This window comes from Oceaniglobus sp. K40-3, assembly GCF_055808395.1.
In genome coordinates this window covers 1685859-1708553 of the sequence record NZ_CM147868.1, presented here as the reverse complement: position 1 = coordinate 1708553, position 22695 = coordinate 1685859, and the positions used below count along the sequence as shown (strand labels likewise).

At 62.8% G+C, this 22695-nt stretch carries 25 protein-coding genes and 4 pseudogenes; 12 read left to right on the top strand and 17 right to left on the bottom strand.

Annotation, left to right across the window (positions count from 1 at the left end; genetic code table 11):
- Nucleotides 1-2: 2 nt before the first annotated feature.
- The 6 genes from tssE to tssA all read right to left on the bottom strand — a co-directional run bounded on the left by tssE (nt 3) and on the right by tssA (nt 5055).
- A complete protein-coding gene (gene tssE, locus AC0L7P_RS08865; RefSeq protein WP_473435370.1) occupies nt 3-500 on the bottom strand; it encodes a type VI secretion system baseplate subunit TssE in 498 nt (165 codons plus the stop codon).
- A complete protein-coding gene (locus tag AC0L7P_RS08860) occupies nt 490-1296 on the bottom strand; it encodes a type VI secretion system accessory protein TagJ (RefSeq protein ID WP_473435369.1) in 807 nt (268 codons plus the stop codon). Before AC0L7P_RS08860 ends, tssE begins: the two co-directional genes overlap by 11 nt.
- 75 nt (nt 1297-1371) lie before the next feature.
- The gene (locus AC0L7P_RS08855; RefSeq protein ID WP_473435368.1) at nt 1372-1860 is read right to left on the bottom strand and encodes an Hcp family type VI secretion system effector; all 489 of its coding nucleotides are present in this window, start codon (nt 1858-1860) and stop codon (nt 1372-1374) included.
- A gap of 85 nt (nt 1861-1945) precedes the next feature.
- Entirely contained in the window at nt 1946-3439 is a 1494-nt protein-coding gene (gene tssC / locus AC0L7P_RS08850) for a type VI secretion system contractile sheath large subunit (RefSeq protein WP_473435367.1), read from the bottom strand.
- 12 nt (nt 3440-3451) lie between these two features.
- The gene (gene tssB / locus AC0L7P_RS08845) at nt 3452-3964 is read right to left on the bottom strand and encodes a type VI secretion system contractile sheath small subunit (RefSeq protein WP_473435366.1); all 513 of its coding nucleotides are present in this window, start codon (nt 3962-3964) and stop codon (nt 3452-3454) included.
- A gap of 68 nt (nt 3965-4032) precedes the next feature.
- On the bottom strand, nt 4033-5055 hold the full coding sequence (gene tssA / locus AC0L7P_RS08840; protein ID WP_473435365.1) for a type VI secretion system protein TssA: 1023 nt from the start codon (nt 5053-5055) through the stop codon (nt 4033-4035).
- Nucleotides 5056-5375: 320 nt separating this feature from the next.
- On the opposite strand from tssA, the gene AC0L7P_RS08835 reads away from it, so the two are divergent.
- The 4 genes from AC0L7P_RS08835 (at nt 5376) to AC0L7P_RS08820 (ending at nt 9603) form a co-directional block, all read left to right on the top strand.
- A complete protein-coding gene (locus AC0L7P_RS08835) occupies nt 5376-6140 on the top strand; it encodes a hypothetical protein (RefSeq protein WP_473435364.1) in 765 nt (254 codons plus the stop codon).
- A 10-nt stretch (nt 6141-6150) separates the two neighbouring features.
- Entirely contained in the window at nt 6151-6918 is a 768-nt protein-coding gene (locus tag AC0L7P_RS08830; protein WP_473435363.1) for a hypothetical protein, read from the top strand.
- A 149-nt stretch (nt 6919-7067) separates the two neighbouring features.
- On the top strand, nt 7068-8099 hold the full coding sequence (locus tag AC0L7P_RS08825) for an OmpA family protein (RefSeq protein WP_473435362.1): 1032 nt from the start codon (nt 7068-7070) through the stop codon (nt 8097-8099).
- A gap of 1 nt (nt 8100) precedes the next feature.
- The gene (locus tag AC0L7P_RS08820) at nt 8101-9603 is read left to right on the top strand and encodes a caspase family protein (protein ID WP_473435361.1); all 1503 of its coding nucleotides are present in this window, start codon (nt 8101-8103) and stop codon (nt 9601-9603) included.
- A gap of 7 nt (nt 9604-9610) precedes the next feature.
- Here AC0L7P_RS08820 and AC0L7P_RS08815 read toward each other — a convergent pair whose 3' ends face one another.
- Genes AC0L7P_RS08815 through AC0L7P_RS08780 form a run of 8 tightly spaced genes read right to left on the bottom strand, consistent with a single transcriptional unit; the run spans nt 9611 to nt 13518 of the window.
- A complete protein-coding gene (locus AC0L7P_RS08815; RefSeq protein WP_473435360.1) occupies nt 9611-11122 on the bottom strand; it encodes a DUF4384 domain-containing protein in 1512 nt (503 codons plus the stop codon).
- Nucleotides 11119-11658: a hypothetical protein gene (locus tag AC0L7P_RS08810; protein ID WP_473435359.1), complete on the bottom strand. Its 540-nt coding sequence runs from the start codon at nt 11656-11658 to the stop codon at nt 11119-11121. Before AC0L7P_RS08810 ends, AC0L7P_RS08815 begins: the two co-directional genes overlap by 4 nt.
- Nucleotides 11655-12059 carry an ExbD/TolR family protein gene (locus AC0L7P_RS08805; RefSeq protein ID WP_473435358.1) on the bottom strand — a complete coding sequence of 135 codons (405 nt, stop codon included), beginning with the start codon at nt 12057-12059 and terminating at the stop codon, nt 11655-11657. The genes AC0L7P_RS08810 and AC0L7P_RS08805 overlap by 4 nt, the downstream gene beginning before the upstream one ends.
- Entirely contained in the window at nt 12056-12238 is a 183-nt protein-coding gene (locus tag AC0L7P_RS08800; RefSeq protein WP_473435357.1) for a hypothetical protein, read from the bottom strand. Before AC0L7P_RS08800 ends, AC0L7P_RS08805 begins: the two co-directional genes overlap by 4 nt.
- Nucleotides 12175-12459, bottom strand: coding sequence for an ExbD/TolR family protein (locus AC0L7P_RS08795; RefSeq protein WP_473435356.1), 285 nt, complete (start codon nt 12457-12459; stop codon nt 12175-12177). The genes AC0L7P_RS08800 and AC0L7P_RS08795 overlap by 64 nt, the downstream gene beginning before the upstream one ends.
- 12 nt (nt 12460-12471) lie before the next feature.
- The gene (locus AC0L7P_RS08790; protein WP_473435355.1) at nt 12472-12858 is read right to left on the bottom strand and encodes a MotA/TolQ/ExbB proton channel family protein; all 387 of its coding nucleotides are present in this window, start codon (nt 12856-12858) and stop codon (nt 12472-12474) included.
- Entirely contained in the window at nt 12747-13094 is a 348-nt protein-coding gene (locus AC0L7P_RS08785) for a hypothetical protein (protein ID WP_473435354.1), read from the bottom strand. Before AC0L7P_RS08785 ends, AC0L7P_RS08790 begins: the two co-directional genes overlap by 112 nt.
- A gap of 4 nt (nt 13095-13098) precedes the next feature.
- Nucleotides 13099-13518, bottom strand: coding sequence for a hypothetical protein (locus AC0L7P_RS08780; protein ID WP_473435353.1), 420 nt, complete (start codon nt 13516-13518; stop codon nt 13099-13101).
- A gap of 139 nt (nt 13519-13657) precedes the next feature.
- Here AC0L7P_RS08780 and AC0L7P_RS08775 point away from each other — a divergent pair, with 139 nt between their 5' ends.
- The 4 genes and pseudogenes from AC0L7P_RS08775 to AC0L7P_RS08760 all read left to right on the top strand — a co-directional run bounded on the left by AC0L7P_RS08775 (nt 13658) and on the right by AC0L7P_RS08760 (nt 16973).
- The gene (locus AC0L7P_RS08775) at nt 13658-14404 is read left to right on the top strand and encodes a glycoside hydrolase domain-containing protein (protein WP_473435352.1); all 747 of its coding nucleotides are present in this window, start codon (nt 13658-13660) and stop codon (nt 14402-14404) included.
- A 130-nt stretch (nt 14405-14534) separates the two neighbouring features.
- Nucleotides 14535-15210: pseudogene (gene pth, locus AC0L7P_RS08770) on the top strand (aminoacyl-tRNA hydrolase).
- A 23-nt stretch (nt 15211-15233) separates the two neighbouring features.
- Nucleotides 15234-15614, top strand: coding sequence for a DUF2237 family protein (locus AC0L7P_RS08765; RefSeq protein WP_473435351.1), 381 nt, complete (start codon nt 15234-15236; stop codon nt 15612-15614).
- Nucleotides 15615-15678: 64 nt separating this feature from the next.
- Nucleotides 15679-16973: pseudogene (locus AC0L7P_RS08760) on the top strand (O-acetylhomoserine aminocarboxypropyltransferase/cysteine synthase family protein).
- 43 nt (nt 16974-17016) lie between these two features.
- Here AC0L7P_RS08760 and AC0L7P_RS08755 read toward each other — a convergent pair.
- On the bottom strand, nt 17017-17382 hold the full coding sequence (locus tag AC0L7P_RS08755; protein ID WP_473435350.1) for an SIMPL domain-containing protein: 366 nt from the start codon (nt 17380-17382) through the stop codon (nt 17017-17019).
- 52 nt (nt 17383-17434) lie between these two features.
- Nucleotides 17435-17587 (bottom strand): annotated as a pseudogene (locus tag AC0L7P_RS08750) (SIMPL domain-containing protein); the annotation flags it as partial.
- Between the two features lie 294 nt (nt 17588-17881).
- On the opposite strand from AC0L7P_RS08750, the gene AC0L7P_RS08745 reads away from it, so the two are divergent.
- The 3 genes from AC0L7P_RS08745 (at nt 17882) to AC0L7P_RS08735 (ending at nt 20955) form a co-directional block, all read left to right on the top strand.
- Nucleotides 17882-18079, top strand: a complete 198-nt coding sequence (locus AC0L7P_RS08745) for a hypothetical protein (RefSeq protein ID WP_473435349.1) — start codon at nt 17882-17884, stop codon at nt 18077-18079.
- Nucleotides 18080-18898: 819 nt separating this feature from the next.
- Nucleotides 18899-20119 (top strand): hypothetical protein, encoded by a 1221-nt coding sequence (locus tag AC0L7P_RS08740; RefSeq protein ID WP_473435348.1) that lies wholly within the window; start codon nt 18899-18901, stop codon nt 20117-20119.
- Nucleotides 20077-20955: a hypothetical protein gene (locus AC0L7P_RS08735; protein ID WP_473435347.1), complete on the top strand. Its 879-nt coding sequence runs from the start codon at nt 20077-20079 to the stop codon at nt 20953-20955. The genes AC0L7P_RS08740 and AC0L7P_RS08735 overlap by 43 nt, the downstream gene beginning before the upstream one ends.
- Nucleotides 20956-21011: 56 nt before the next feature.
- On the opposite strand, the gene hppD is transcribed toward AC0L7P_RS08735, so the two are convergent.
- A complete protein-coding gene (hppD, locus tag AC0L7P_RS08730) occupies nt 21012-22106 on the bottom strand; it encodes a 4-hydroxyphenylpyruvate dioxygenase (RefSeq protein ID WP_473435346.1) in 1095 nt (364 codons plus the stop codon).
- Nucleotides 22107-22242: 136 nt separating this feature from the next.
- Here hppD and AC0L7P_RS08725 point away from each other — a divergent pair.
- A pseudogene (locus AC0L7P_RS08725) lies at nt 22243-22692 on the top strand (Lrp/AsnC family transcriptional regulator); the annotation flags it as partial.
- Nucleotides 22693-22695: the final 3 nt, after the last annotated feature.

Genomic DNA, 22695 nt, shown 5'->3' with positions numbered 1-22695 from the left:
TGCTACCTCTTTTCTTCCAAGGCGACCTCACCCGTGGTGATATCCACTTCCGAGCGCAGGTAGAGTTCCAGCGGGATCGGCTCTGCCCACATGTCGGCCACGATGTCGAACACGACAATCGCCTTGCCCCGCTCGTCATCCTTGCGCAGCACGATATCAAGCGTGCCTTCGTTGATCCGCGGTTCAAACCGGCGAATGGCCGCCTGCATGGATTTGCGGATTTCGATCACCCGCTGCCCGGTGGAAAATTCGCCCGACACCTCGCGCAGGCCAAAATTTAGCACCGACTGCGCCGCATGGGGATAATGCGCCGCGTCGATTTCACTGTCGAGATTGTTGGCGTTCAACAGCCACGCCAGATCACGGCGCACGATGTCGCGCAGACGGTTGATGTCAATCACCCGGCTGTCACGGGTTTCCGTGGCCTTTTCGGGCTGAAGGTCTGTCAACCGGTCCAACAGGGAGGGTTGCAGACGTTCGATGATATTTCTATCCGCCACTTGGCCCGTCCATCGTCAGGGTCCGCACATCCAGCAGGGCCGTGTCACCTTCGCCCGTGGTCAACAGGCGTTGGCCGGTGCCGATCCATGTGTCGGCCCCCGCATCGGCCCAATGGGTGGCGCGCGACAGGCGGGCGGAATCATCGCCGGTTTCGGCGGTTCCGGCATAGCGGGTGGGGATCAGCGCCACCGTATCGCCGCCATTGTGCAGGGTCAGATGGGCCGCGCTCCAGACGCAATCGCGCAGGTCGGTGGGTTCTTCCACGGTCAGCGTGGCGATCGAGGTGAACGGCATCCAGAAATAGCGCCCGTTCACGATGATTTCCAACACCGGGCCAAGGCGCATATCGGCATCGGCCACCCATTCAAACGGCGCGCCGTTCAGGGTGCCGGCCCCCGCAGGGGCCATGTCAAACGCCTTGGCGCGCAGATCGGCGGCGCGTTCCGCCTGCCCGCCTGCCAGCGCCTTGAGAGATTGCCCCAAAAGCGCGATCCATTCGGCCGGTTCGCCAAAGACCAATGGTTCCTTTTCGCCCGAAAACACCTTTTCGCGGAACACTTCGCAAATGATCGCCTCGCGGTATGTCTGCGCCATGGGCAGGGCCATGGTATCAAGCTCGGCGCACAGCTTCAGCTGGGTGATGGCGCGCTTCCAGTCGCCCAGCACACACAGCAGTTGAAACAGGAAAATTCGCAGTTTGGCATTGGCCGGATCGGCCCGCACCTGCCCTTGCAGGGTTGCAAGGGCGCCGGACAGATCGCCCTGTTTCAACAGATCGGTTGCATCGCTGTTCACGGGGAAATCTCCGGTTTGAAAACAGGGGCGGTCCGCCGAGACGCGCCCGGCGGACCCTTGCGCAGTGGCGGACGGTTACTTTGCGTCCATGGCTGCAATGTCGTATTTGAACGGCACCTGACCGGCCTCGCCACCTTTCTTGTCCTGCTCTTTGTACAGGATGTCGAACTCACCGAAATTGATCGAAAAGTTCACAGTCAGGCGATCTTCGCCCCCCGAACCGCCGGTGCTGACGCTGGTGATGATGCAGTCGCTCAGCTTGTAGGTAATATATTCCAGCGGCGAGTCACCAGCCTTGCGGCAGGTCAGCGTGATCGTTTCGTGGTGTGTGCCCTTGGTCGACGATTTGATCAATTCGTGGGTCGACTTTTCGTAATATGTCGTGACGCTCAGATCCTGGAAATTCGCCTTGCCCGCGCCGGAACCACCGCCCAAGTGGGTTGTGCCGCTGTTGGACACACCCCAGGACCACGCCAGAACGTCCAGTTCCTTACCGTGCACCTTGTCCTGGCTTTCGCCTCCGATATTCGGACCTTCAATCTTCATAAACATGTCGACAGCCATGTCGAACTCTCCTTCTTTGAAATGCGGCCACATGGGCCGACTGGGTTAATATCTCCGGGCGCGGGGGATGCGCCCGGAGTCGAAATCAGCCTTTTTCCGACGGCAGCTTGGACACAAGGCGGAGCGAAACGCTCAGCCCTTCAAGCTGATAATGGGGCCGCAGGAAAAATTTGGAGGTGTAATAGCCGGGGTTGCCCTCGACCTCTTCGACGACGACCTCGGCGGCCGAAAGCGGACGGCGGGCCTTGGTGCCTTCTGACGATGTTTCGGCCTGACCATCGACATAGTTCAGGATCCAGCTATTGAGCCATTTTTCCATGTCAGCGCGGGATTTGAACGATCCCACCTTGTCGCGCACCATGCATTTGAGGAAATGCGCAAACCGGCAGGTGGCGAACAGATAGGGCAGCCGCGCCGCCAGATTGGCGTTGGCGGTGGCGTCCGGATCGTCGTATTCCGCCGGTTTGTGCAACGACTGGGCACCGATAAAGGCAGCCATATCGGTGTTCTTGCGGTGGATCAGCGGCATCATGCCCAGATTGGCCAATTCCGCCTCGCGCCGGTCGGAAATGCCGATTTCGGTGGGGCATTTCATATCCACGCCGCCATCGTCGGTGGGGAAGGTGTGGGTGGGAAGGTTATCGACCGTGCCGCCGCTTTCCACACCCCGGATCCGCGAACACCAGCCGTATTCCTTGAAGCTGCGGTTGATGTTGGTCGCCATGCCATAGGCGGCATTGACCCAGGCGAATTTATCGCTTTCGGCGTTGCCGGTGTCTTCCTCGAAGGCAAATTCCTCGACCGGGTTGTTCTTGGCGCCGTAGGGCTGGCGACCAAGGAAACGCGGCATGGTGAGGCCCAGATATTTGGAATCTTCGCTGTCGCGCAGGGATTTCCACGCGGCATATTCCGGGGTGCTCTGGATCTTGGCCAGATCCCGGGGATTTGCCAGTTCCTGCCAGGATTCAAAGTTCATCAGCGACGGATCGGCACCGGTGATGAAGGGCGCGTGACAGGCGGCGGCCACCTTGGCCATTTCGCCCAGAAGTTCCACATCGGGGGCAGAGTGGTTGAAGTGGTAATCCCCCACCAGACAGCCGTAAGGTTCACCACCGAACTGGCCGAATTCCTCTTCGTACAGCTTTTTGAAGATCGGCGATTGATCCCAGGCCGCGCCTTTGAATTTGCGCAGGGTCTTGTGCAGATCCTTTTTGGAGATGTTCATCACCCGGATCTTCAGCATCTCATCGGTTTCGGTGTTGTTCACCAGATGATGCAGACCGCGCCAGGCGCTTTCCAACTGCTGATATTCGGCATGGTGGATGATTTCATTCACCTGCGTGGTCAGCTTTTTGTCGATCTCGGCGATCATGGATTCCAGCGAATGCAGCACATCGTCGGAAATCAGGCTGGCGTTTTCCAGGGCCTGCGCGGCCAGGGTGCTGACTGCCTTTTCCACGGCGGATTTGGCATTGTCGCTGCGGGGTTTGAAACTTTTCTGCAAAAGGGATGCAAAATCGCCTTCTGCGGTTTCCGTTGCGCCCTCGGCGGCGTCGGCTTGGGTTGCTTCTTCGGCCATCTTTGCGCCTCCTTATTCTTCGGGCTTGTCTTCGTCAGCGGGTGCCGGGGCAGCCGCGAGCGATTTCAGCAATTCAGGGTTGTTCATGGTTTCGGCGATCAGCTCTTCTGCGTCGGGCTTGCCGTCCATGTAACTCATGAGGTTGCTCAGCTCCTGACGCGCCTCAAGCAGTTTACGCAGGGGCTCTACCTTCTGGGCGACGGCAGCGGGCGAAAAATCATCCATGCTTTCAAAGCTCAGATCGACCGAAAGGTTACCTTCACCGGTCAGGGTGTTGGGCACCGAAAAGGCCGCGCGGGGTTTCATCGCCTTCATCCGGTTGTCGAAGTTATCAACGTCGATTTCCAGAAACTTGCGATCGGCGATTCCCGGTTGGGGCACCTCGGATTTACCGGCCAGATCCGACATGACCCCCATGACGAACGGCAGTTGCACCTTTTTCTCGGCGCCATAAAGTTCAACGTCGTATTCGATCTGCACCCGTGGGGCGCGATTGCGGGCAATGAATTTCTGCGAACTGGACATTTCTGTCTCCCTGGAAGTCGGGTTGTTGGGTTTGTTGGTCGCACTTTAGGCACGACGTTGACGTAGTGTCACTCCGGGTTTTCCATACCTCCGATCAGTTTGACATTGTCGAGCCCGAGGGGCGCGATGTCTTCGATGATGGTCATGAAATCGGCCCCCACCAGACGGCGTGCGCGTTCCAGAAGAATCGGCAGCGGGCTGGAGGGCTCGTGTTTGGCGTAATAGTCGATGATCCGGCCAAGGGCCTTTTCCACATCACCGGGCGACGCGATGGTGCCCGGCGGGGCCGCCGCCGGTTTGGCCACGGCGACCACGCCGTCACCCGGTTCGCCGCCCTCATCGGTCGCTTCGCTCGCCTCTTCGGGGGCACCGACCAGGGGCGCCAGAATGCTGACCGCCTTTTTCAGCATCACCTGCATCGGGCCAAGGTTCGGCCCCTGCCCCGGCAGTTTTTCATCGAACACGGCATTGATCGCGGCCACATCCTCCAGCGCGGTTTGCGCCGCTGCAAGGGTCGCCGTCAGAACCTCGGGGTCGGTATCCTGAAACGCCGCCGACACGGTCTGGGCGGTGGGCGGGTTTTCCATGCCTTCGGGGGTTGCGATTTCGCCGTCAGCGATGGCCATATCGCGCAGGGACATGCGCCCGAACGCCGGGCTGAGCGTGAGGGGCGCCGCCCGCAATGCCCGCAGAACGGTGTTCGTGTCGACCAGCCCCAGCATGGAGTTCACGCGCATTGTCGGATCGTCGTCATCCTCGGCGTCAAGCTGGGGATGGCAAGTGTCCCAGAAATCCTCAAGCGAACTGCGCAAAAAAGTCGTGGCCTCGGCCAGGCCGGGCAGGCCCGTCAGCCGCAGTTGTGCATAGCCGTAAAGGATCGCCGCACGCAGATCGTTGGACAAGTCCAGCACCGCCTCGGCGCGTTCGACGATGGCCTTTGCATCAGGTTCCTGGGCCGCGATTATTTCGTTTCCGGCCTGGCGTTCCTCTTCGGGTTGGGCCGCAAGCAGCAGATCGGTAAACACTTTCTCATATTCAAGATTTTCGCCGCTTGGGGCGTCATCGTCGCGGTGGATGGCAGCAATCGGCACGCGATCTTCTCCGGTTCTGGCCTCATTGTTTTGGTCGCTTTTCCGACCAAACCCATTCGGCGGATCCTTCCCTTTGGGCGTAAACATTGGCCCACAGGGCTTTGTTGTTCCTCAAACAAACGCTCAGAGGCGCAGAAACTGATGCCCGCCCCCTGCAAGTGACGTTAGGTCAGAGCCTGTCGCAAAGCAACTGTTTGTCACGGGCGATAATCCGTCGCATTGCGACAACAGGACGAAGGCAATCCACAATAAATTCCATTGCAAGTTGACCCGGTGTCACGCGACCCTCAATATTCGGAAGAAATGAAAGAGGACTGGTGATGAGACTACGCAATCGCGCAACAGGCGCTGCCGCCGCGCTGACGTTCACGCTGGGCATCGGGTTACCTGTCGGCGGTGCGGCCCATGCCCAGGCCAGCGACGGCGCAAACAAGAACGTAACCCTTCTGGGCATTCAGTCGGCCACGGTCGCGCCGGGCGGGCTGGCCTTTGCCGCCCTGTCAGGAACGACCAACCGGGTGGGCCCGGGGGACAAGATCGACGGGTCGCTGGCGTTCGGCGTCGGGGTCGGAAACGCCGAAACCGGTATCGGGTTCCAGTTTACCGGCTTTGTCACTTCGCTGACCGATTCCTTTGGGGATTCCGGTTATTTCGAGGTCAAGGCATCACACCAGATTTCCGCCGGGCGCGCCCCGACCTTCGTGGGTATTTCCGTCGATGGCGGCGGCTTTGGCGATTCGTCAAACCGCGATACCGGGGGCAAGATCGCGGTCACTTCGTTTCGGCGGGTGCAGTTTTCGCAGGGTGGCGAATATTTTCCCATCATGTTCACACTGGGGGCCGGCACGAACATTCGCAACAACGAGCGTGATCCAGGAATATTCGGCGGCATCGGTATTGGCCTGAACGAAAACCTCGGGGTATCGGCCGCCTGGAGCGGCGAATACGTCAACCTGGGCGCTTCGTTCCGGTCCGACGCCGCCAAGAACTTTGGCCTGTCGGCCACGCTTTACGATGCATTCGACCAGGAAAACAGCAGGCGCCTGGGTATTTCGGTGTCGTATTTCATAGCAGACCTCTTCTAAGGACTTTCCGATGACATTCTCGCTTTACGCCCGTTCCGGCCTGACAGTCGTTATAACGGCCGCCCTGTCGTCAACCGCCTGGAGCGGTTCGGAAGCGGTCGATCCCAGCGGCCCGGTGTTTGTGCCGCCCGTTTTCATCGCACCGGCCCCCGCCCCCACCATCACGCCCGGACCGACCACCGGCGGCGGCGCATCGGGCGCGGCAGCCCAGGGCAGCGGCTCGGGCACATCCAAAGACGGCGCCGCCGCCACATCAAAGGAAGGTGGCGCAAAAGAAGGCGCCGCTGCGTCTGCAAGCGAAACCGCCAAGGCCGAACGGCTTGCTCAACAAACAGCCAGCGCAACCAATTCCTACAATGATGCGCAGCTTTTGTGCCTGCGGATTTCCGATGTCGTCTATGGGGTCGATTGCCTTGCCGATCAGATGGCGCAATATGCCACCGACCTGCCGCAAGACCCGGAATATGCCGAAGCCCGCAAGATCGTCGAACAGACGGCAGGCAAACTGCGTTCGGTCGCGCGGCGCAACGCATCGAAAACCAAACGCCCCGCCCGCCTGCGCGAAGCGACAGGCAACAATCCACACCGCAGTTCGCGCCCGATCGTACCCGTGGCCCCTGAACGCCTGAACAGCGCCAACGCCGAGGCGACCGCAATCATCCGCGAGGCGCAAACCATGCTCTTGCGTGCCGCAGAACGGTCAGAGCGGCGCAAGGTGGCATTCAACCAGATTGCCGAGGCTGTCGGTTCATCGACGATCCTGCTGCGGTCGAGCTAAGCAAAAGGTAACGTATCCCGGTATATGAAAGCGGTGCATACTTTGGTAGAGTTCGCCATATATTTTGATTTGCCGGAAGGGACGTCTTGATCATGGGCTATTTGACGGTATTCAGATCTTTGATACGCAGGGGTGTTCTGGCTGGCGGAATGGCCACGCTGTGCGCCGCTGCCGCCATGGCGCAGGACAATCCCTTTGCCGGGGGCTGGACCCTGAAACCCGACAGTTCCGCCCTGCGGTTCCAGTCGGTCAAGAACGAAACCAAGGTTGAATCCAGCACCTTCGCGGCGATCGACGGCAGCATTTCCGAGGATGGCACCGCAACGATCAACGTCAAACTCGATTCCGTCGATACCAAGGTTGACCTGCGCAATGTGCGGATGCGGTTCCTGTTCTTTGAAACGTTCCAGTTCCCCCAGGCGGTCATCACCGCCCATATCGACCCTGCCGATCTGGTTGATCTGCCCCAGGTGCGGCGCAAGCTGATCACCCTGCCCTATACCCTCGATCTGCACGGCGTCACCACCAAGGGCGAGGCCGAGGTTACCGTCACCCTGATCAGCGACACTCTGGTCGCCGTCGCCTCCAGCACGCCGATTTCCGTCGCCACCGCCGATCACAACCTCGACAATGGTATCCGCAAGCTGGAAGAGGCGGCAAACGTCAAGATCGTGCCCTCGGCCACGGTCAGTTTCGACATGATCTTTGGCCGCGCCGCCCCCGATGCGCCCACTGCCCCGGTGGTTGCGGCGGCCCCGGCCAAACCGGCCCCTGCCGCCAGTGCTGCGGTGGAAACCACCGGTGATTTCGATCTGGCCGCCTGCAAGGGCCGGTTCGAGATTCTGTCGCGCACCGACAATATCAATTTCCGCTCGGGTTCCGCCACGCTGGACAGTTCCAGCTCGTTTCTGCTCGACAGTATCGTAGACATCGTGCGCCGCTGCCCCGGCCTGTTGGTTGAGGTGAGCGGCCACACCGACAACGTCGGCAGCGCGGCAAGCAATCAGCGCCTGTCCGAACGGCGCGCCGCCTCCGTGACCGAATATCTGGTGACCAAAGGCGTTGACCGCGCCCAGATCACCAGCAAAGGCTATGGCGAAAGCCGCCCTGTTGTTGACAATAATACAGCCGAAAATCAGCGCAGGAACCGGCGTATCGAATTTACAGTACTGAATGGATAACATGTTTGAGCGCACACGCATCCTGGCCCTAGGTGCCGTTTTGTCTCTGGCGACATTGGCCGCCCAGGCCCAGGAGCGGCTTGCCCTGGTGGTGGGCAACGGCGCTTACGGCGCGGTGCCATCGCTCGACAATCCGGCCTCCGACTCCCGGCTGATGGCCAGTGCGCTGGAAAAATCCGGGTTCACTGTAACCCTGCTCACCGATGCCAATCATCTGGCCATGAACCGCGCCATCGCCCAGTTCGGACGCGAATTGCGCGCGGCGGGCGAAGGAACGACCGGGCTGTTTTACTATGCCGGCCACGGGGTGCAATCCTTTGGAACCAACTATCTTTTGCCAACTGACGTCAGCCTGACCGATGCCGCCGACCTGCCCCTTGTGGGGATTGAGGCGCAAGCGGTACTGCGCCAGATGGCCTCGGCGCGCAACCGCACCAACATTGTCATTCTCGATGCCTGCCGTGACAATCCGTTTGAAACGATCCCGTCGATGGATGACAACGGTTTGGCCGAAATGAAGGCGCCAACCGGCACCTTTCTGTCCTATTCCACCGCGCCCGGGGCCGTTGCCCTTGACGGGCTGGACGGCAACAGCCCGTTCACCGCCGCCCTGGCCAAACACCTGAGCGACCGGGGCCAAGCCATTGAACAGATGTTCAAATCCGTTCGGGTCGATGTGTTGCGCGCCACCAACGGGCGGCAGGTGCCATGGGACACGTCATCGCTTACCGGTGATTTTCAATTCACCCCGGCCCTGCCCGTCGACCCCGAAGAACAGGCCGCAGAGGCGCTTTGGGCGTCGGTCCGAAACAGCGGCGATCCGGTGCAGATCCTGCTGTTTCTGCGCGCCCACCCCGAAAGCGCCCGCGCCGACGAGGCCCGCGCCCTGCTGAACCGCCTGATTGCCGCCGAGGCCAATCCCGTCCCCCCCAGTCAAGAGATCGCGGCCCTGCCCGAAGCCTCGCGCGCCACCCCGGCCCCAACCCCGATGCCGGCCGCAAGCGAACAGGACATGATCGAACGCGCCCGCACGACAGGCACCATGGAAGATTATCAGGCCTATCTCGATGCCTATCCCGATGGCACCTATGCCGAACTGGCCGCCTTTGAAATCTCGATCCTTCGGGAAAAAGCCGCGAAATCCGCACCACAGCCGCCGGTCGAAACCGCCGCTGTGCCAACACCGGCCACCAAGGCCGAACCCGCCCCCACATTGGTGACCTTCAACGCGCCGCTGACCACAGGTGGCCCGGCGGTTGAGGGAAAAACCCTGGAACAACTGGTCACCGGATCGCCATTGTTCCCCCCGATCGAGGGCCTGCCCGAGGCGGTGTGGAAAGGGAAACACTGCTCCAACTGTCACGAATGGCACCGTGATAACCTTTGTACCCAGGCCAAGACCTATCTCAAGGAAAACGGTGAACGGGCGTTGAAAAAGGAACACCCCTATGGCGGCGGGCTGAAAGCCAACCTGCGCCGCTGGGCAACCAACGATTGCCGCTGAACAGCGGTCACGGTTTCGGCGCGGTCGAGACGAAGAAATAAAACCATTCTCCCTGAAAATCGGACGTTTCGGCCCGTGCGGCGGCAACGGCGGATTTCAGGAACGCCAGATAGGGCGCCGCCGGTTCAACCGTGGGGCGCACGCCATCATAAAGAGGCTCTGAACTGGCGAAGGTCACCATGATCTCTTGGCCAAAGGGCGGCGAGACGATGAGCTTCATCGCGGGCGCCCCATCCGCCCCCTGCCCGATCACCATCCGCTCTTTCGGGGCAATCTGGCGCAAAGGCACCAGATCGTTGGGTTGCAGATGAATGACCTGTCCGTCAGCATCGAAATAATCGACATAGATATACGCCGGATAATCCGGCCCCTTCACCTCAAAGGCCAACAGATCACCTTCGGCAAAACGTGACACGGCGGCAAAGGGTTGATCCCCCACAACGCGCGGATCGCCTTCCTGTTCGTCCGATTGGGCCAGCCCCACCGCCGCAATCCCGGCCAGCGCCCCACATTGCGGGCGGGGCAGGATCAGCAGATTGTCGGTCAATGGAATCGACGGGCCAACCTGCGCCCCCAACGCCGCAAGGACCGGCGCGCGCAAACCGTTGTCGGGGATATGGCCGCGCAGTTCCAACTGGCCGCTGTCCGGGTCGAACACCGTTTGCAGCCGCGCGCAGGGCACCTGCGCCAGCAATGCGCCGATGGCATCGCGCACCTTCGGGCCATCGCCCGAAGGATCGCCCGCCCGGCTGAATGCCTGAATCGCGGCCAGAGACACATCATTCAGCGCGGCATCACCGCCGCCGCTCCAGGCCAGGGCGGCGGTCTGGCGCGCCCCTACGGTCGTGATCGCAGCGGCAGCGGGGGCATCAGGCGTTGCGACCGGCAGGGTGCCACCACCAGTGGGGGCATCGGGCAAAGCTGCACCTTCCGGGGCCGATTGGGCCAGGGGCGCACCGGGGGCGGCCAGTGCCGCAAAGCGGGCGGCGGGTGCGGGTTCTGGCTCCTTTCGCTCGGATGCGGGACGCCGACCGGCAAGCGCTGCCGCGCCCGGCATCGCCTCGGGCAGGCGGGCGGTGGGCAACGGCGCGGCAGTGTTCAGCGCGACGGGAATCACCCTGGCCGTGATGGCAACAGGTGCCGCCACTGGTGGCGCGGCAGCAACCACCGCGCCCGGTGCCGTTTGTGCGCGCAGGGTCGGCGGGGCGGCGGCAAAGGTGGCCAACTTGGGCGCGGGTGGCACTTCGGGTGGGTGATCCGCAACAACCGCAATGGCCGCCGCGGTCGGTGCGAGGGTGGCCAAGGAAGGCACAGGCGGCGCCGGGTCCGCCTTCTGAGACAGTGGCGCGACGCGGTTGGCCGGTGGTGCGACAGCGGCAATCCCGGGCGCAGATGGCACATCGGGCGGGCGTTCCGCAACAACCGGCGTCGTGACAGCGACAGGAGCCAGCGGGCGCACGGGCCGCGTCACCGGTGCGGTTTGGGCCAATGACGCCACCCGATCCGCCGGTGTTGTCACCGGTGCAATCGTGGGGGCCGCCGGCGCCTGCGGCAGACGATCTGCAACAATGGGTGTGGTCGATGTAATCGACGCCGATGCTGCCACAGATTGCAGGGGGGCGCCGACACCGCTTTGGAGGGCAGTGACGTGACGCGATCAGGCGTGGGTGTTGCAGGGGAAAGGGCCGGTGCAGGTGGGGCTTCGCTCAACCGGTCTGCCACAACCGGCGTGGCGGCGACAGGGGCCGGGGTGGCCAGCGGCGCGGCGCGCTGCCCGGTCAATGGCACCGCGGCGGCGCGCGATTGCGGCACGGCGTGGCCCGTGGTGCGGGTGCCGTTTGTGGCGTCTTCGCTCAGGGCTGTCGCGTCGGCCTTTTCCTCGGGGGCGGTGGAATGGGGCACCTGATAGCTGGAGATGTCGAATTCCGCCTCGGGCGTTTGCCCTTCGGGGGGCGGATCGGGGGCGATCGCGCTGGCCAGCACCGCCACCAACCCGCCGTGCAGCAGAACCGAGGCCACCGCCCCGCCCCCCCAGAGCGCCGCCCCCCGGATCATGGGGCGCCCGGGGTCAGCACCAGAACCACCTCGCGCGCGCCCAGCGCCTCGATCTCCGAGGCCAGCGGCAAGACATCGCGCAGGGCCGCGCCCCGGTCGGCGTTGAGCCGCACAAGGGTGTCGGGCGCCGCCTGCACCCGCTCGCCCAGGCGTTGCAGAACATCGGCGCGCGGCAGGATTGCGCCATCCAGCGCCAGCGCACCATCGACGGCCACCGACACCGTAACCCCGCCGCCGGGCATATCTGCCCCCGTCTGGGCGGTGGGGGGCAGCACGGCAAAGGGCGCGGTGGCGTCCATCCGCCCCACCAGCATGAAGAATATCAACAGGAAAAACACCACGTCGATCAGGGCGATGATGGTTTCGGGCGGGGTGCGCCGGATCGGGCGTGCCAGCTTCATGGTTGTGCCTCCAGCCGGACAATGCGCAACCGCTGCGCCCCGGCCCCGACCAGCACATCCATCAGCCCCGCCAGCGCCTGCACATTGGCCTGCCCCGAGGGCAGCACCAGAATATCTAGGCCCGGGGTATCGGCCAGCCGCGCCGCCAGCGCCGCCGGGTCGAGCGGCTGCCCCCGCACATAAGCGGCCCCCTCCGACGAAAGCCGCACCAGCAGGCGATCGGGGGCGCGCCACCGGCGCTGCCTGCCCCCGCTGGCCCATCCGCCCCGGCCAGCGGAACCATATCGAGGTCAAGATAGGTCGAGGTGACCATGAAGAACACCAGCAGGATCATCAGCACGTCGATCATCGACACCAGCGAAATCACCATGCCAAAGCCTTTGGGGCGGGATATTTGCATCAGCGCGCTCCCCTAGGGTTCAAGCCGGTCCTCGATGGCGTAAAGACGGCCCACGGCCGCCTCGGCCAACTGCCCCGCGCGTTCCACCCGCGCGCCCAGAAGGCCCGCCGCGATGGCCGCCGGAATGGCCACGATCAGCCCCGCCGCCGTGGTCAGCAGCGCCTGCCAGATCCCGGCGGCCAACAGCGCGGCGTTTGCCGACCCCTCGGCCAGGGCCAGCTCGCGGAACGCCTCTATCATGCCCAGAACCGTGCCAAGAAGGCCCAAAAGCGGGCTGACCATGGCGATCAGTTCCAACAGGCGCAGCCCGGTGGACAGATCCGAAAGTTCGGCATTGCCGCGCCATTCCAGATCACCGTCCAGCAGCTTGCGCTGGGTGCCGCCATCCAGCCCGGCCATGGCCTGGGCCAACAGACGGTCTGCCGGGGCCTGCCCGCCCTTGAGCGCGGCGCGCGCGCCGCCCGGTCACGCCCCGCCCACAGATCAAGGGCGCGGGCGCGCCGGGCCTGCCCCGACAGGGCCGCGCGCAGGCCAACAACCTTGACCACGATCAGGGCCAGCGAAAACAGCGACAGAACAACGAGAAGCCAGACAATCGGCCCCCCGTCGTGCATCAGATCAAGCGCGCCCTGCATCGGATCAGTCGGTCAACCGGGCCGAGGCGCGGCTGACCAGATCCAGATTGGCGAAACAATCCACCTCGGCCCCGCCCGCCGCCACGCAGGACGGGATGTCGTGCAACAGGATTTCGGAAATATCGCCGCACCCGATTTCGGGAACTTCGAACAGTTTCAGGGTTGTCCGCCCCACCGGGAGCGGCGCCGCGTCGATGGTCAGCAGACGGTCGATCACACCATTTCCGTCAAGGATCGCCAGTGACATTTCAAACCCCTCAAGGGTGGCGGCGGTGTGATTTCGGAACAGGAAAAACGCGCGGCACCCGCCGTTTTCGCCCGGTTCGATCTTGTTCAACTCGACCGTCAGCTTACCGGTGTCGGCAAGGGCCGGAGCCGCCGCCGCGATCAGAACCGCGCATGTTGCAAGAAGTGTCTGTCGCATCTTTTCCTTACCCCTGATGTTTGCCCCATGGAACGGCGAAGCGGGCGGTCACGTCAAGGCATGATTTCCCAACCTTTTCCTTGGCCCGGGTCCGGGGTTGCGCAATGATGGGGCAAATCCGCGACACCGGAGACCTGCCATGATCCGCGCCTTTTCCCTGCCCCTGTGCATCGCCTGTCTGGCCCTGCCCGCCCAGGGGCAGGTCAATAAATCCGATGATTTCTGCCACGCCGCCAGCGGGGTGAACATGGTCGATACCTCGGCCATCGTGACGCGTGAATTCCTTGATGAAATGCGCGAGGTGGGGGTGACAACCATCGGGCGATATTACGATTACCCCGATGAAACGATCACCGGAAAGCGGCTGCGGGCCGAGGAACTTTCGCTGATTGCATCCTTTGGCATGTCGCTGGTGGTGGTGTTTCAGCACAACAACAACAAGCCCGAAACCTTTCAGGATTGGCGCAACCGTGGCCCGGCAGATGCGCGCGAGGCGTTGAAGCTGGCGGCGGAATTCAACCAACCGCCCAATGGCGCGGTGTTTTTCGGGGTCGATGGCGATTTCGTGGGCAATGGCGCGATTTTTCACACCGAAGATGTGATCGGATATTTCCAGGAGGTGAACCGGGTGTTCGACGAGGCGGATGTATCATATCCGGTCGGGGTGTATGGATCGGGGGAAACCTGTTTCACGTTGATTGGCGAGGGGTTGGCGGGGTTCTGCTGGCTGTCGCATTCTCACGGGTTTACCGGCACCAAAGAGGCGCTGGCCGGTGGGGTATTCGATATCGAGCAATACCTGCACGGCACCTGTGGTGGGCGTGCTGTGGATTTCAACAAGGTGCGCGACGGGGTGACGGCCTTTGGTCAGTTCACGCCCCAATAGCGGGTGGCGCATCTGTGGTGGTGTTGGGATTTGAGTATTTTCATCAGTAAAAAGCGCAAAATGCGGGATTTGACCCGGAGCGGGCGCGCCATTAGGTGAGGGGCATCTGCGCTGACGAAAGGAAGTGATCGTGCGTCTGTTTGTAGGGCTGGGCAATCCCGGTGCCAAATATGCCGGGAACCGGCATAATATCGGGTTCATGGCGGTTGACCGGATCGCCGGGGATCACGGGTTTGCGCCCTGGCGGAGCAAGTTTCAGGGCCGGGTGAGCGAGGGCAGCCTTGGCGGCGAAAAGGTGATTTTGCTGAAACCCGAAACCTTCATGAACCTTTCGGGGCAATCGGTGGGCGAGGCGCTGCGGTTTTACAAGCTGACCCCTGCCGATGTCATCGTGTTTCATGACGAGATCGATCTTGCCCCCGGCAAGCTGAAAGTCAAAACCGGGGGGGCATGCGGGGCATAACGGGCTGCGCTCACTCCATGCGCATATCGGTGCCGATTATGGCCGGGTGCGCCTGGGGGTTGGTCATCCGGGGCACAAGGATGCGGTGCCGGGGTTTGTGCTGCGGGATTTTGCCAAGGCGGATCAGGAATGGCTGGACGATATTCTGCGCGGGGTTTCCGATGGGGCGGGTGATCTGGCGCGGGGTGATGGCGGGGCGTTCACCAATGCCGTCGGCCTGCGCATGGCGCCACAGCGCACCGCGACCGGGAAGAAACCGCCTGCGCCGCGTGCCCCCACACCGGAGCCTTTGCCCGAAGATGGGCGCAGCCCGCTGCAAAAACTGGCGGACCGGTTTCGCTGACCCCATGAAGGAGCGCGTGTGTGATGGAAAAAGACAGCCCTGTGAACGTGTTGGGCGGCGATCTTGCGCCGTGTTCGACCGCGCCCCTGACCGGGTTTTTTCGGGATGGCGCCTGCAACACCTGTGCCGGGGATCAGGGGAGCCATACGGTTTGCGCCGTCATGACGGCCGAGTTTCTGGCGTTTTCGAAATACCTTGGCAACGATCTTTCGACACCGCGGCCCGGGTTCGGGTTTGCCGGTCTTGCCCCCGGTGATCGCTGGTGCCTGTGCGCGGGGCGGTTTCTTCAGGCCCATGATGAGGGCTGCGCGCCGCAGATCGTGTTACAGGCCACGCACATCCGCGCGCTTGATATTATCCCGCTTGAGGTGCTGCGCGGCTATGCTGTTCCTGCCCCGCGTTGACGCGAGGGCAGTTGTCTGTGCTGGTCAGATCACCTAGACCCAAGGCGACTCAATCGCTCGGAGAATGACGATGTCTGACAAGACCCATGGCTTTGAAACGCTGCAAATCCACGCCGGCTCCCGGCCCGACCCGGCCACCGGGGCACGGCAGACGCCGATTTACCAGACCACCGCCTATGAATTCCGCGATGCGGATCACGCGGCGGCGCTGTTCAACCTGCAAGAGGTGGGGTTCATCTATTCCCGCCTGACCAACCCCACTGTTGCCGTGCTTCAGGAACGGATCGCAACCCTTGAGGGGGCGCGGGCGCTGTGTGTTGTTCGTCGGGCCATGCGGCACAGATCATGTCGCTGTTTCCCCTGATGGGTCCGGGCAGGAATGTGGTTGCCTCGACCCGGCTTTACGGCGGCACGGTCACGCAGTTTTCCCAGACGATCAAGCGGTTCGGATGGTCGGCCACCTTTGTGGATTTCGACGATACCGACGCGGTAAAGGCCGCGATCAACGACGACACCCGCGCGGTGTTCTGCGAAGCCATCGCCAACCCGGGCGGTTATATCACCGATCTGGACGCCATCAGCGCCATCACCAAGGCCGCCGGTGTGCCGCTGATCGTGGATAACACCAGCGCCACGCCATATCTGTGCCGCCCAATTGAACATGGCGCCGATATTGTGGTGCATTCGACCACCAAATATCTGACGGGCAACGGCACCGTGACCGGCGGTTGCGTGGTGGATTCGGGCACGTTTGACTGGTCGGCCTCGGACAAGTTTCCGTCGCTGTCCCAGCCGGAACCCGCCTATCACGGGCTGAATTTCCACGAAACATTCGGACCGATGGCCCTGACGTTCCACGGTATTGCCATTGGCCTGCGTGATCTGGGCATGACGATGAACCCCCAGGCGGCGCATTACACCCTGTGCGGCATTGAAACCCTGTCCTTGCGGATGGAGCGGCACGTTGCGAATGCGGTGAAGGTCGCCAAGTGGCTGGAGGCCGATCCCCGGGTCGATTACGTCACCTATGCCGGGCTGGAAAGTTCGCCCTATTTCGACCGGGTTGCCAAGATTTGCCCCAAGGGGGCCGGCGGGCTGTTCACCTTTGCGGTCAAGGGCGGCTATGACGCCTGTGTGAAACTGATCGATGCGGTTGAAATCTTCAGCCATGTGGCCAATCTGGGCGATGCCCGTTCGCTGATCATTCACCCGGCCAGCACGACCCACCGCCAGTTGAAGGAAGATCAGCTGCGCGCGGCGGGTGCGGCGCCTGAATCTGTGCGCCTTTCCATCGGTATCGAATGCGCCGACGATCTGATTGCCGATCTGGATCAGGCGCTGACCAAGGCCACCGCCTGAGGATACGAAACCGGGGCGCGTTATGTTGCGCCCCGGTCCCCGGTCATCGGGTGATGGCAAACACCATCGTCACGCTGGCCGACACGTCAATTTCACCGGCGGCAACGGGCATTGAACGCAAACCGGCGCTTTCCATCATTGCGACGGGGCGCGGGAAACTGCCCCCGGTTTCGGTAATCTCAACCACTGGCCCCAGGGTCAGCCCGGCCGCATCGGCATAAAGCGTGGCCTTGGCCATGGCATCGGCCACGGCGGCACGGCGCGCATCGTTCGACAGCGGTTCGCGATCCTGCACATCGAACGCCACCCCCGACAGCCGGTTTCCGCCCGCCTTTGACACCACATCGATCAGATCGCCCAAACCTGCCAGATCCTGCACCCGCACCGTCAGATCTCGACGCCGCGACATAGCCGCTGATCGTCGGGGGCGCATCCCGTTCGCCCTGATCGCGGTATTGCGGGCGCACCGACAGGGTGCTGGTCTGCACATCGGCGGGGGCAATCCCTGCGCCGTTCAACGCATCCATCACGCCGTTCATCTGCTCGGACGCCTTGGCCAAAGCCCCCGCTGCCACGGCATCGCTTGCCTCTACGCCAAGGGTCAGGTGTGCCATGTCGGGAACGGCGGTGATCCGCCCCTCTCCCGAAACCGTGATCCGTGGCTCTTGTGCCTGTGCCGATGCTGTGCCAGCTACGATAGCCAAAAGCAGCCCCCAGGCCACAACAGAAAATTTGCTCGAACGCATTGCGCACTCCTTTTGATTGTTTGCTCTCATGTACCGCGCACCCTGTTCCGGCGTTGAGGTTTCGGAAACCTCTTTTTGTTTTCCTCGGCGGAAAGCTGCTATAGAACATCGAAAGCCGCGCAGAAGACTCCTGCGCGCGCGGCAACATGGTAGAGCATTGATATGAAGCCGAACTTTATACTGCAATTGTCTCACTCGGGGATCTGTCTGCGCCAGGTGGCCGACGGCAAGACAAAGATGGTCGGCGAGGTATCCCTGAGCGACCCCGAGTTCGATTCCAAGGTTGCGGCGCTGCGCAATACCGTGGCGGAAAAATCCGATGCGCCCATGGCGACCGAACTGCGAGATCCCCGATTCTGAAATCCTGTTCACCACCCTGGATGACCCCGAGTTTGACGCCAAAACCGCCAAGGGCAGCCGTGCCGATTTGCGGGAAAAGGCGGTGCGCGACGCGTTGGAGGGCATGACGCCCTATGCCTTGAATGATCTGAATTTCATTTGGAAAATCAAAGGCAAGACAGAGATATCCGTTGCGGCGGTGGCCCGCGAAACCCTGGCCGAAGCCGAGGAATTTGCCGCCAGCCGGGGGTTCAACCCGGTGCAGTTTGCGGCCCGCCCCGGCAAGGCCAAGTTTCCGGGCACCGCACAATTCGGGGCAACCGCGATTCAACGCAAACGCGAGGCTGCGGAAGCGGCCAAAGCGGCTGCGCTGAAAGAAGCGCAAGCCGCCGCCAAGGCCGCCGCAGCCTTGGAAAAATCCAGAACGCCGCCTGCCCCCAAGCCCGACCCTGCCCCCAAGGCCGCCCCCGCAGGCCCAAAACCCGGCACGGACACGCCGAACACGCCCGCCGCCGATTCGGCCCCGGACACCGCAAAGGCCGACACAGCCCCCGCCAAGGTGAAACCAGCCAGCCCCGCCGCGGTTGCCCCCACAAACAATGCCACCGACAAACCCAAACCCGAGGCGCAGAACGCCGCAAAACCGCCCCCCGGGCAAATACGCCCGAAAAGGCGCCCCCGCCCGCCTCTGAAAAACCACAGGCAAAGGCACAACCGGACGCAACGCCGAAAACGCCAGAGGCGCCTGCCGATGCGCCCCGGGTCGGGTTTTCACAGCCACGGATCAACGATCCGCTGCCGCCGCTCGATGATGACGCGCCGCTTGATGATGTGCCTGCGATGCCCGTGTCTTTTGCGACCCGGCGCAAGCAACAGGCAGACATCAAACGGCCCGCAACGGGCAAGCCGGCCACAGGGCCGCTCAGCCCCGGCGCCGCAGCCGATCCGCTGGACAGGGACAGCCGTTTTGGACGGATCGCCGCGCGTTTTGCCGTAACGCCGGAAAACACGGTTGCGGCCAAGGGCAGCGTGCCGCCCCCGCCACCGCGCCGCACGCCACCGGGCACCGCAAAGCCGGCCGTATCCCCCGTTTTGCGCGGGTCGGCCAACAAAAGCACCGCCAAGGCCCGGGTGACGCCCGTTGTTGGCCTGCCCGACACCACCGAAGCGGCGGCCAGCCTGACGCCGGTGTCCGATTCCAACGGCAAACTGCTAAGCGAACCTGACCGCGAGGCGGTGTCGGCACGCATGGCCTCGGGGCGCAAATTGGCCGAGGCCGAGGCGATGACCGTCTTTGGCGCCCGCGACACTGGCCCTGCCCGCTCGGTCAAACCGCTGATCATCGGAATCGCCATCGCGGCGGTTCTCGCCATAAGCGTCTGGGCCGCCTTCCTGCTGTTTGGCAGCGCGCAGATCTCGGACAATGGCGATCCGGTGCCAGCCGATACAGCCAACGCTCTTGTCGCTCCGGCGCCCGTCGAACAGACCGCGCCCGAACCGGCGGTGGATCAGGCGGCTGTCGTTCCCGCCCCCGCAGACCCGGTAACACAGCCCCCCACGGCGGGCACCGATATTGCCAGCCTGCCCGACGACACTGGCACGACAACGCCGGGTGACGCCCCGTCCGACCGGGCCAGCGCGCCGGATTCCACTGTGGCGATGCTTGATCCACAGGCACCCGTGCCCCCCGCCCCGGAAACGCTCCCGGTCAGCCCCACCGCCCCCGAGCCGATTTCGCGCGATCCTCTGCAACGCCCCCTACTGAGGGCGGCGACGAAAACATCGTCGGGCGCTATGCCACCACCGGTATCTGGGTCGCATCGCCCACGCCGCCCGAAGTGCCCGGCACCGACCGGATTGATAAGATTTATGTCGCCTCTGCCGATCCCACGATCAACCTCGAAAGCGAGGTCAGCCGCCCCCCGCTGCCCGACACCGCCACGCCCACCCCGCTGGAACAGCAGTTGCCACCGGCGCCACAGGGCCAGGGGTTCACACTGGATGATCGCGGGCTGGTGGTGGCAACCCCCGACGGCACCCTGTCGCCCGATGGTATTCTGATCACCGCCGGGCGCCCGGCGCGCGTGCCGCCGACCATGCCCGAACGCCCCGCCACCCTTGCGCCCGACCCCGCCACCCAGCCCGATCTGCCGCGCACCCGGCCACGCACCCGCCCCGGCGGCGACGATGGCGATCAAGCGCAATTGAACACCGCCGCCGTCGCCACAACCCAAGAGGCCGGGCTGCAACCGCGCCCCCGCCCGGACGCCGCCACCGCCACAGCAGCCGAAACCGCTCCGGGCACGCCGGAAACCATTCAGGATCGCGCAGTGACCGCCGCCCTGGATGCGGCCGGGGCCTCGACCGCCGAACCGCAGGCGCCCACCAGCACCCGCGCCCCCCGCGCCCCGCCTGCCGAACTGATCGCCCTGCGCCGCGCCGCGCCCGATACCCCCGTGGAGGAAGCCGACGCAGAACCCGACGAACCCATCAGCCCCTATGCCGTCGCCCGCTCGCGCCTGCCCAAGACCAAGCCCGGAAATTTCGCACAGACTGTGGAAACGGCGCGCGCCAAAGCCGCCGCCGCGCCGAAACAACAGGCCGTCACCCGCGTTGCCGCCGCGTCTGCCGTTGTCACACCACGCCTGCCGTCAAGCGCCTCGGTGGCAAAACAGGCCACGGTCAAGAATGCAATCAACCTTGGAAAAGTAAACCTGATCGGCGTCTACGGCAGTTCGTCGAACCGCCGCGCATTGGTGCGCCTGCCCTCGGGCAAATTCGTCAAGGTAAAAGTGGGGGATCGGGTGGATGGTGGCCGGGTGGCCGCGATTAGCCAAAGCAAGCTCAGCTATACAAAGCGGGGGCGCAGCGTCACCCTGTCAATGCCAAACGGCTGACCATCGGGGCCAAGGGGCGCCAACGCGCCCCCGGGCATATCATATTATGGGCCACCTCAGCCGGTTTTCAGAACACCGCGTTCGATCTGATCCTGTTCGATGCTTTCGAACAATGCCTTGAAGTTCCCTTCGCCAAAGCCATCATCGCCCTTGCGCTGAATGAATTCGAAAAAGATCGGGCCGATCACTGTTTTGCTGAATATCTGAAGCAAGATCCGGGTTTCCCCACCATCCACCACACCTTCGCCGTCGATCAGGATGCCGTATTTCATCATCTTGTCTTTCGGCTCATCATGGCCCACCACACGGTCATAGGACATGTCGTAATAGGTGGCCGGCGGTTTGGGCATGAATGTCACCCCCCGGTCAGCGATTTCATCCACCGACGCATAAAGATCGCGGGCACCGACCGCGATATGCTGAATCCCCTCGCCGTTATAGCGTTTGAGGTATTCCACGATCTGCCCGGTTTCGCCCCGATCTTCGTTGATCGGAATGCGAATCCGTTCGCAAGGCGAGGTGAGAGCGCGGGAATACAGGCCCGTATGTTTGCCCTGAATGTCGAAAAACCGGATTTCACGGAAGTTGAAAATCTTGCCGTAGAAATCAAACCACTTGTCCATATTGCCGCGATGAACGTTGTGGGTCAGATGATCGAGGTAATAAAACCCAACGCCTTCGGGGTGTGCCTTGTCGACCCAGTTGAATTCATCGTTATAGGGGTTCTTGTCGTAATATTGGTCAATGAAATAGATCAACGACCCGCCAATCCCCAGAATCGCCGGCACATTCATGGTCTTGCCCGGGCCGGTATATTCCTTTGCGCCCTTGCTCAGGGCGTGGCGCAGGGCATGTTCGGCATCCACCACCCGCCACGCCATGGACGGCGCGCAGGGGCCATGTTCGGCCACAAACCCGGCGGCATGGCTGTCGGGGTCGGCGTTGATCACATAGGTGATATCGCCCTGCTGCCACAGTTCAACCGGGCGGTCCTTGTGGGTGGCGGTGTGGATGTACCCCATGCGGGTAAACGCCTCGCGCAGCTTTTCCGGCTCGGGGTGGGCAAATTCGACAAATTCGAATCCATCTGTCCCGGCGGGATTTTTATCGCTGATGGTCGCCTTGGGGGCGTCGTGGGGAAAAGGGCCCATGGTGCGTTCTCCTGTTCGTTCGATTTGTTTCAGGCTATCACGCGAACCGGCGGCATTTTGCGCATTTTACCGCATAGCGGACCTGTGAAATGCGTATTTTCCGCGCTATCCTGCGAAAGGCGTGTAAAGGTGCCGCATGACCAGCCTTGATGAAACCGACTCGCATCTTTTGGCCGCGCTCCAGAAAGATGCCCATCTGACCGCGCAGGAATTGGGCGAATTGCTGAACCTGTCGCCCTCTCAGGCCGGGCGGCGGCGCCAGCGGCTTGAGGCCGAGGGTTATATCGAACATTACACGGCGCGGCTGAATGCCCGGCGCCTTGGCCTGTCGATTCAGGCCTTTGTGCAGGTGGAAATGGCCAGCCATGAACCGCAAAAGGCGCGCAGCTTTTCAACCCTGCTGTCCACCCGCCCCGAAGTGATCAGCGCCTGGACCCTGACCGGCGAGGCCGATTATCTGCTGCGCGTCTTTTGCGCCGATCTGCCCGGGCTGAACCGCCTGTTGCACGATGTTCTGTTGCCCCATCCGGCCGTCGCCCGGGTGCGCAGCCAGATCGTGATGGACCAGTTGAAATCTGACGCCCCCTGC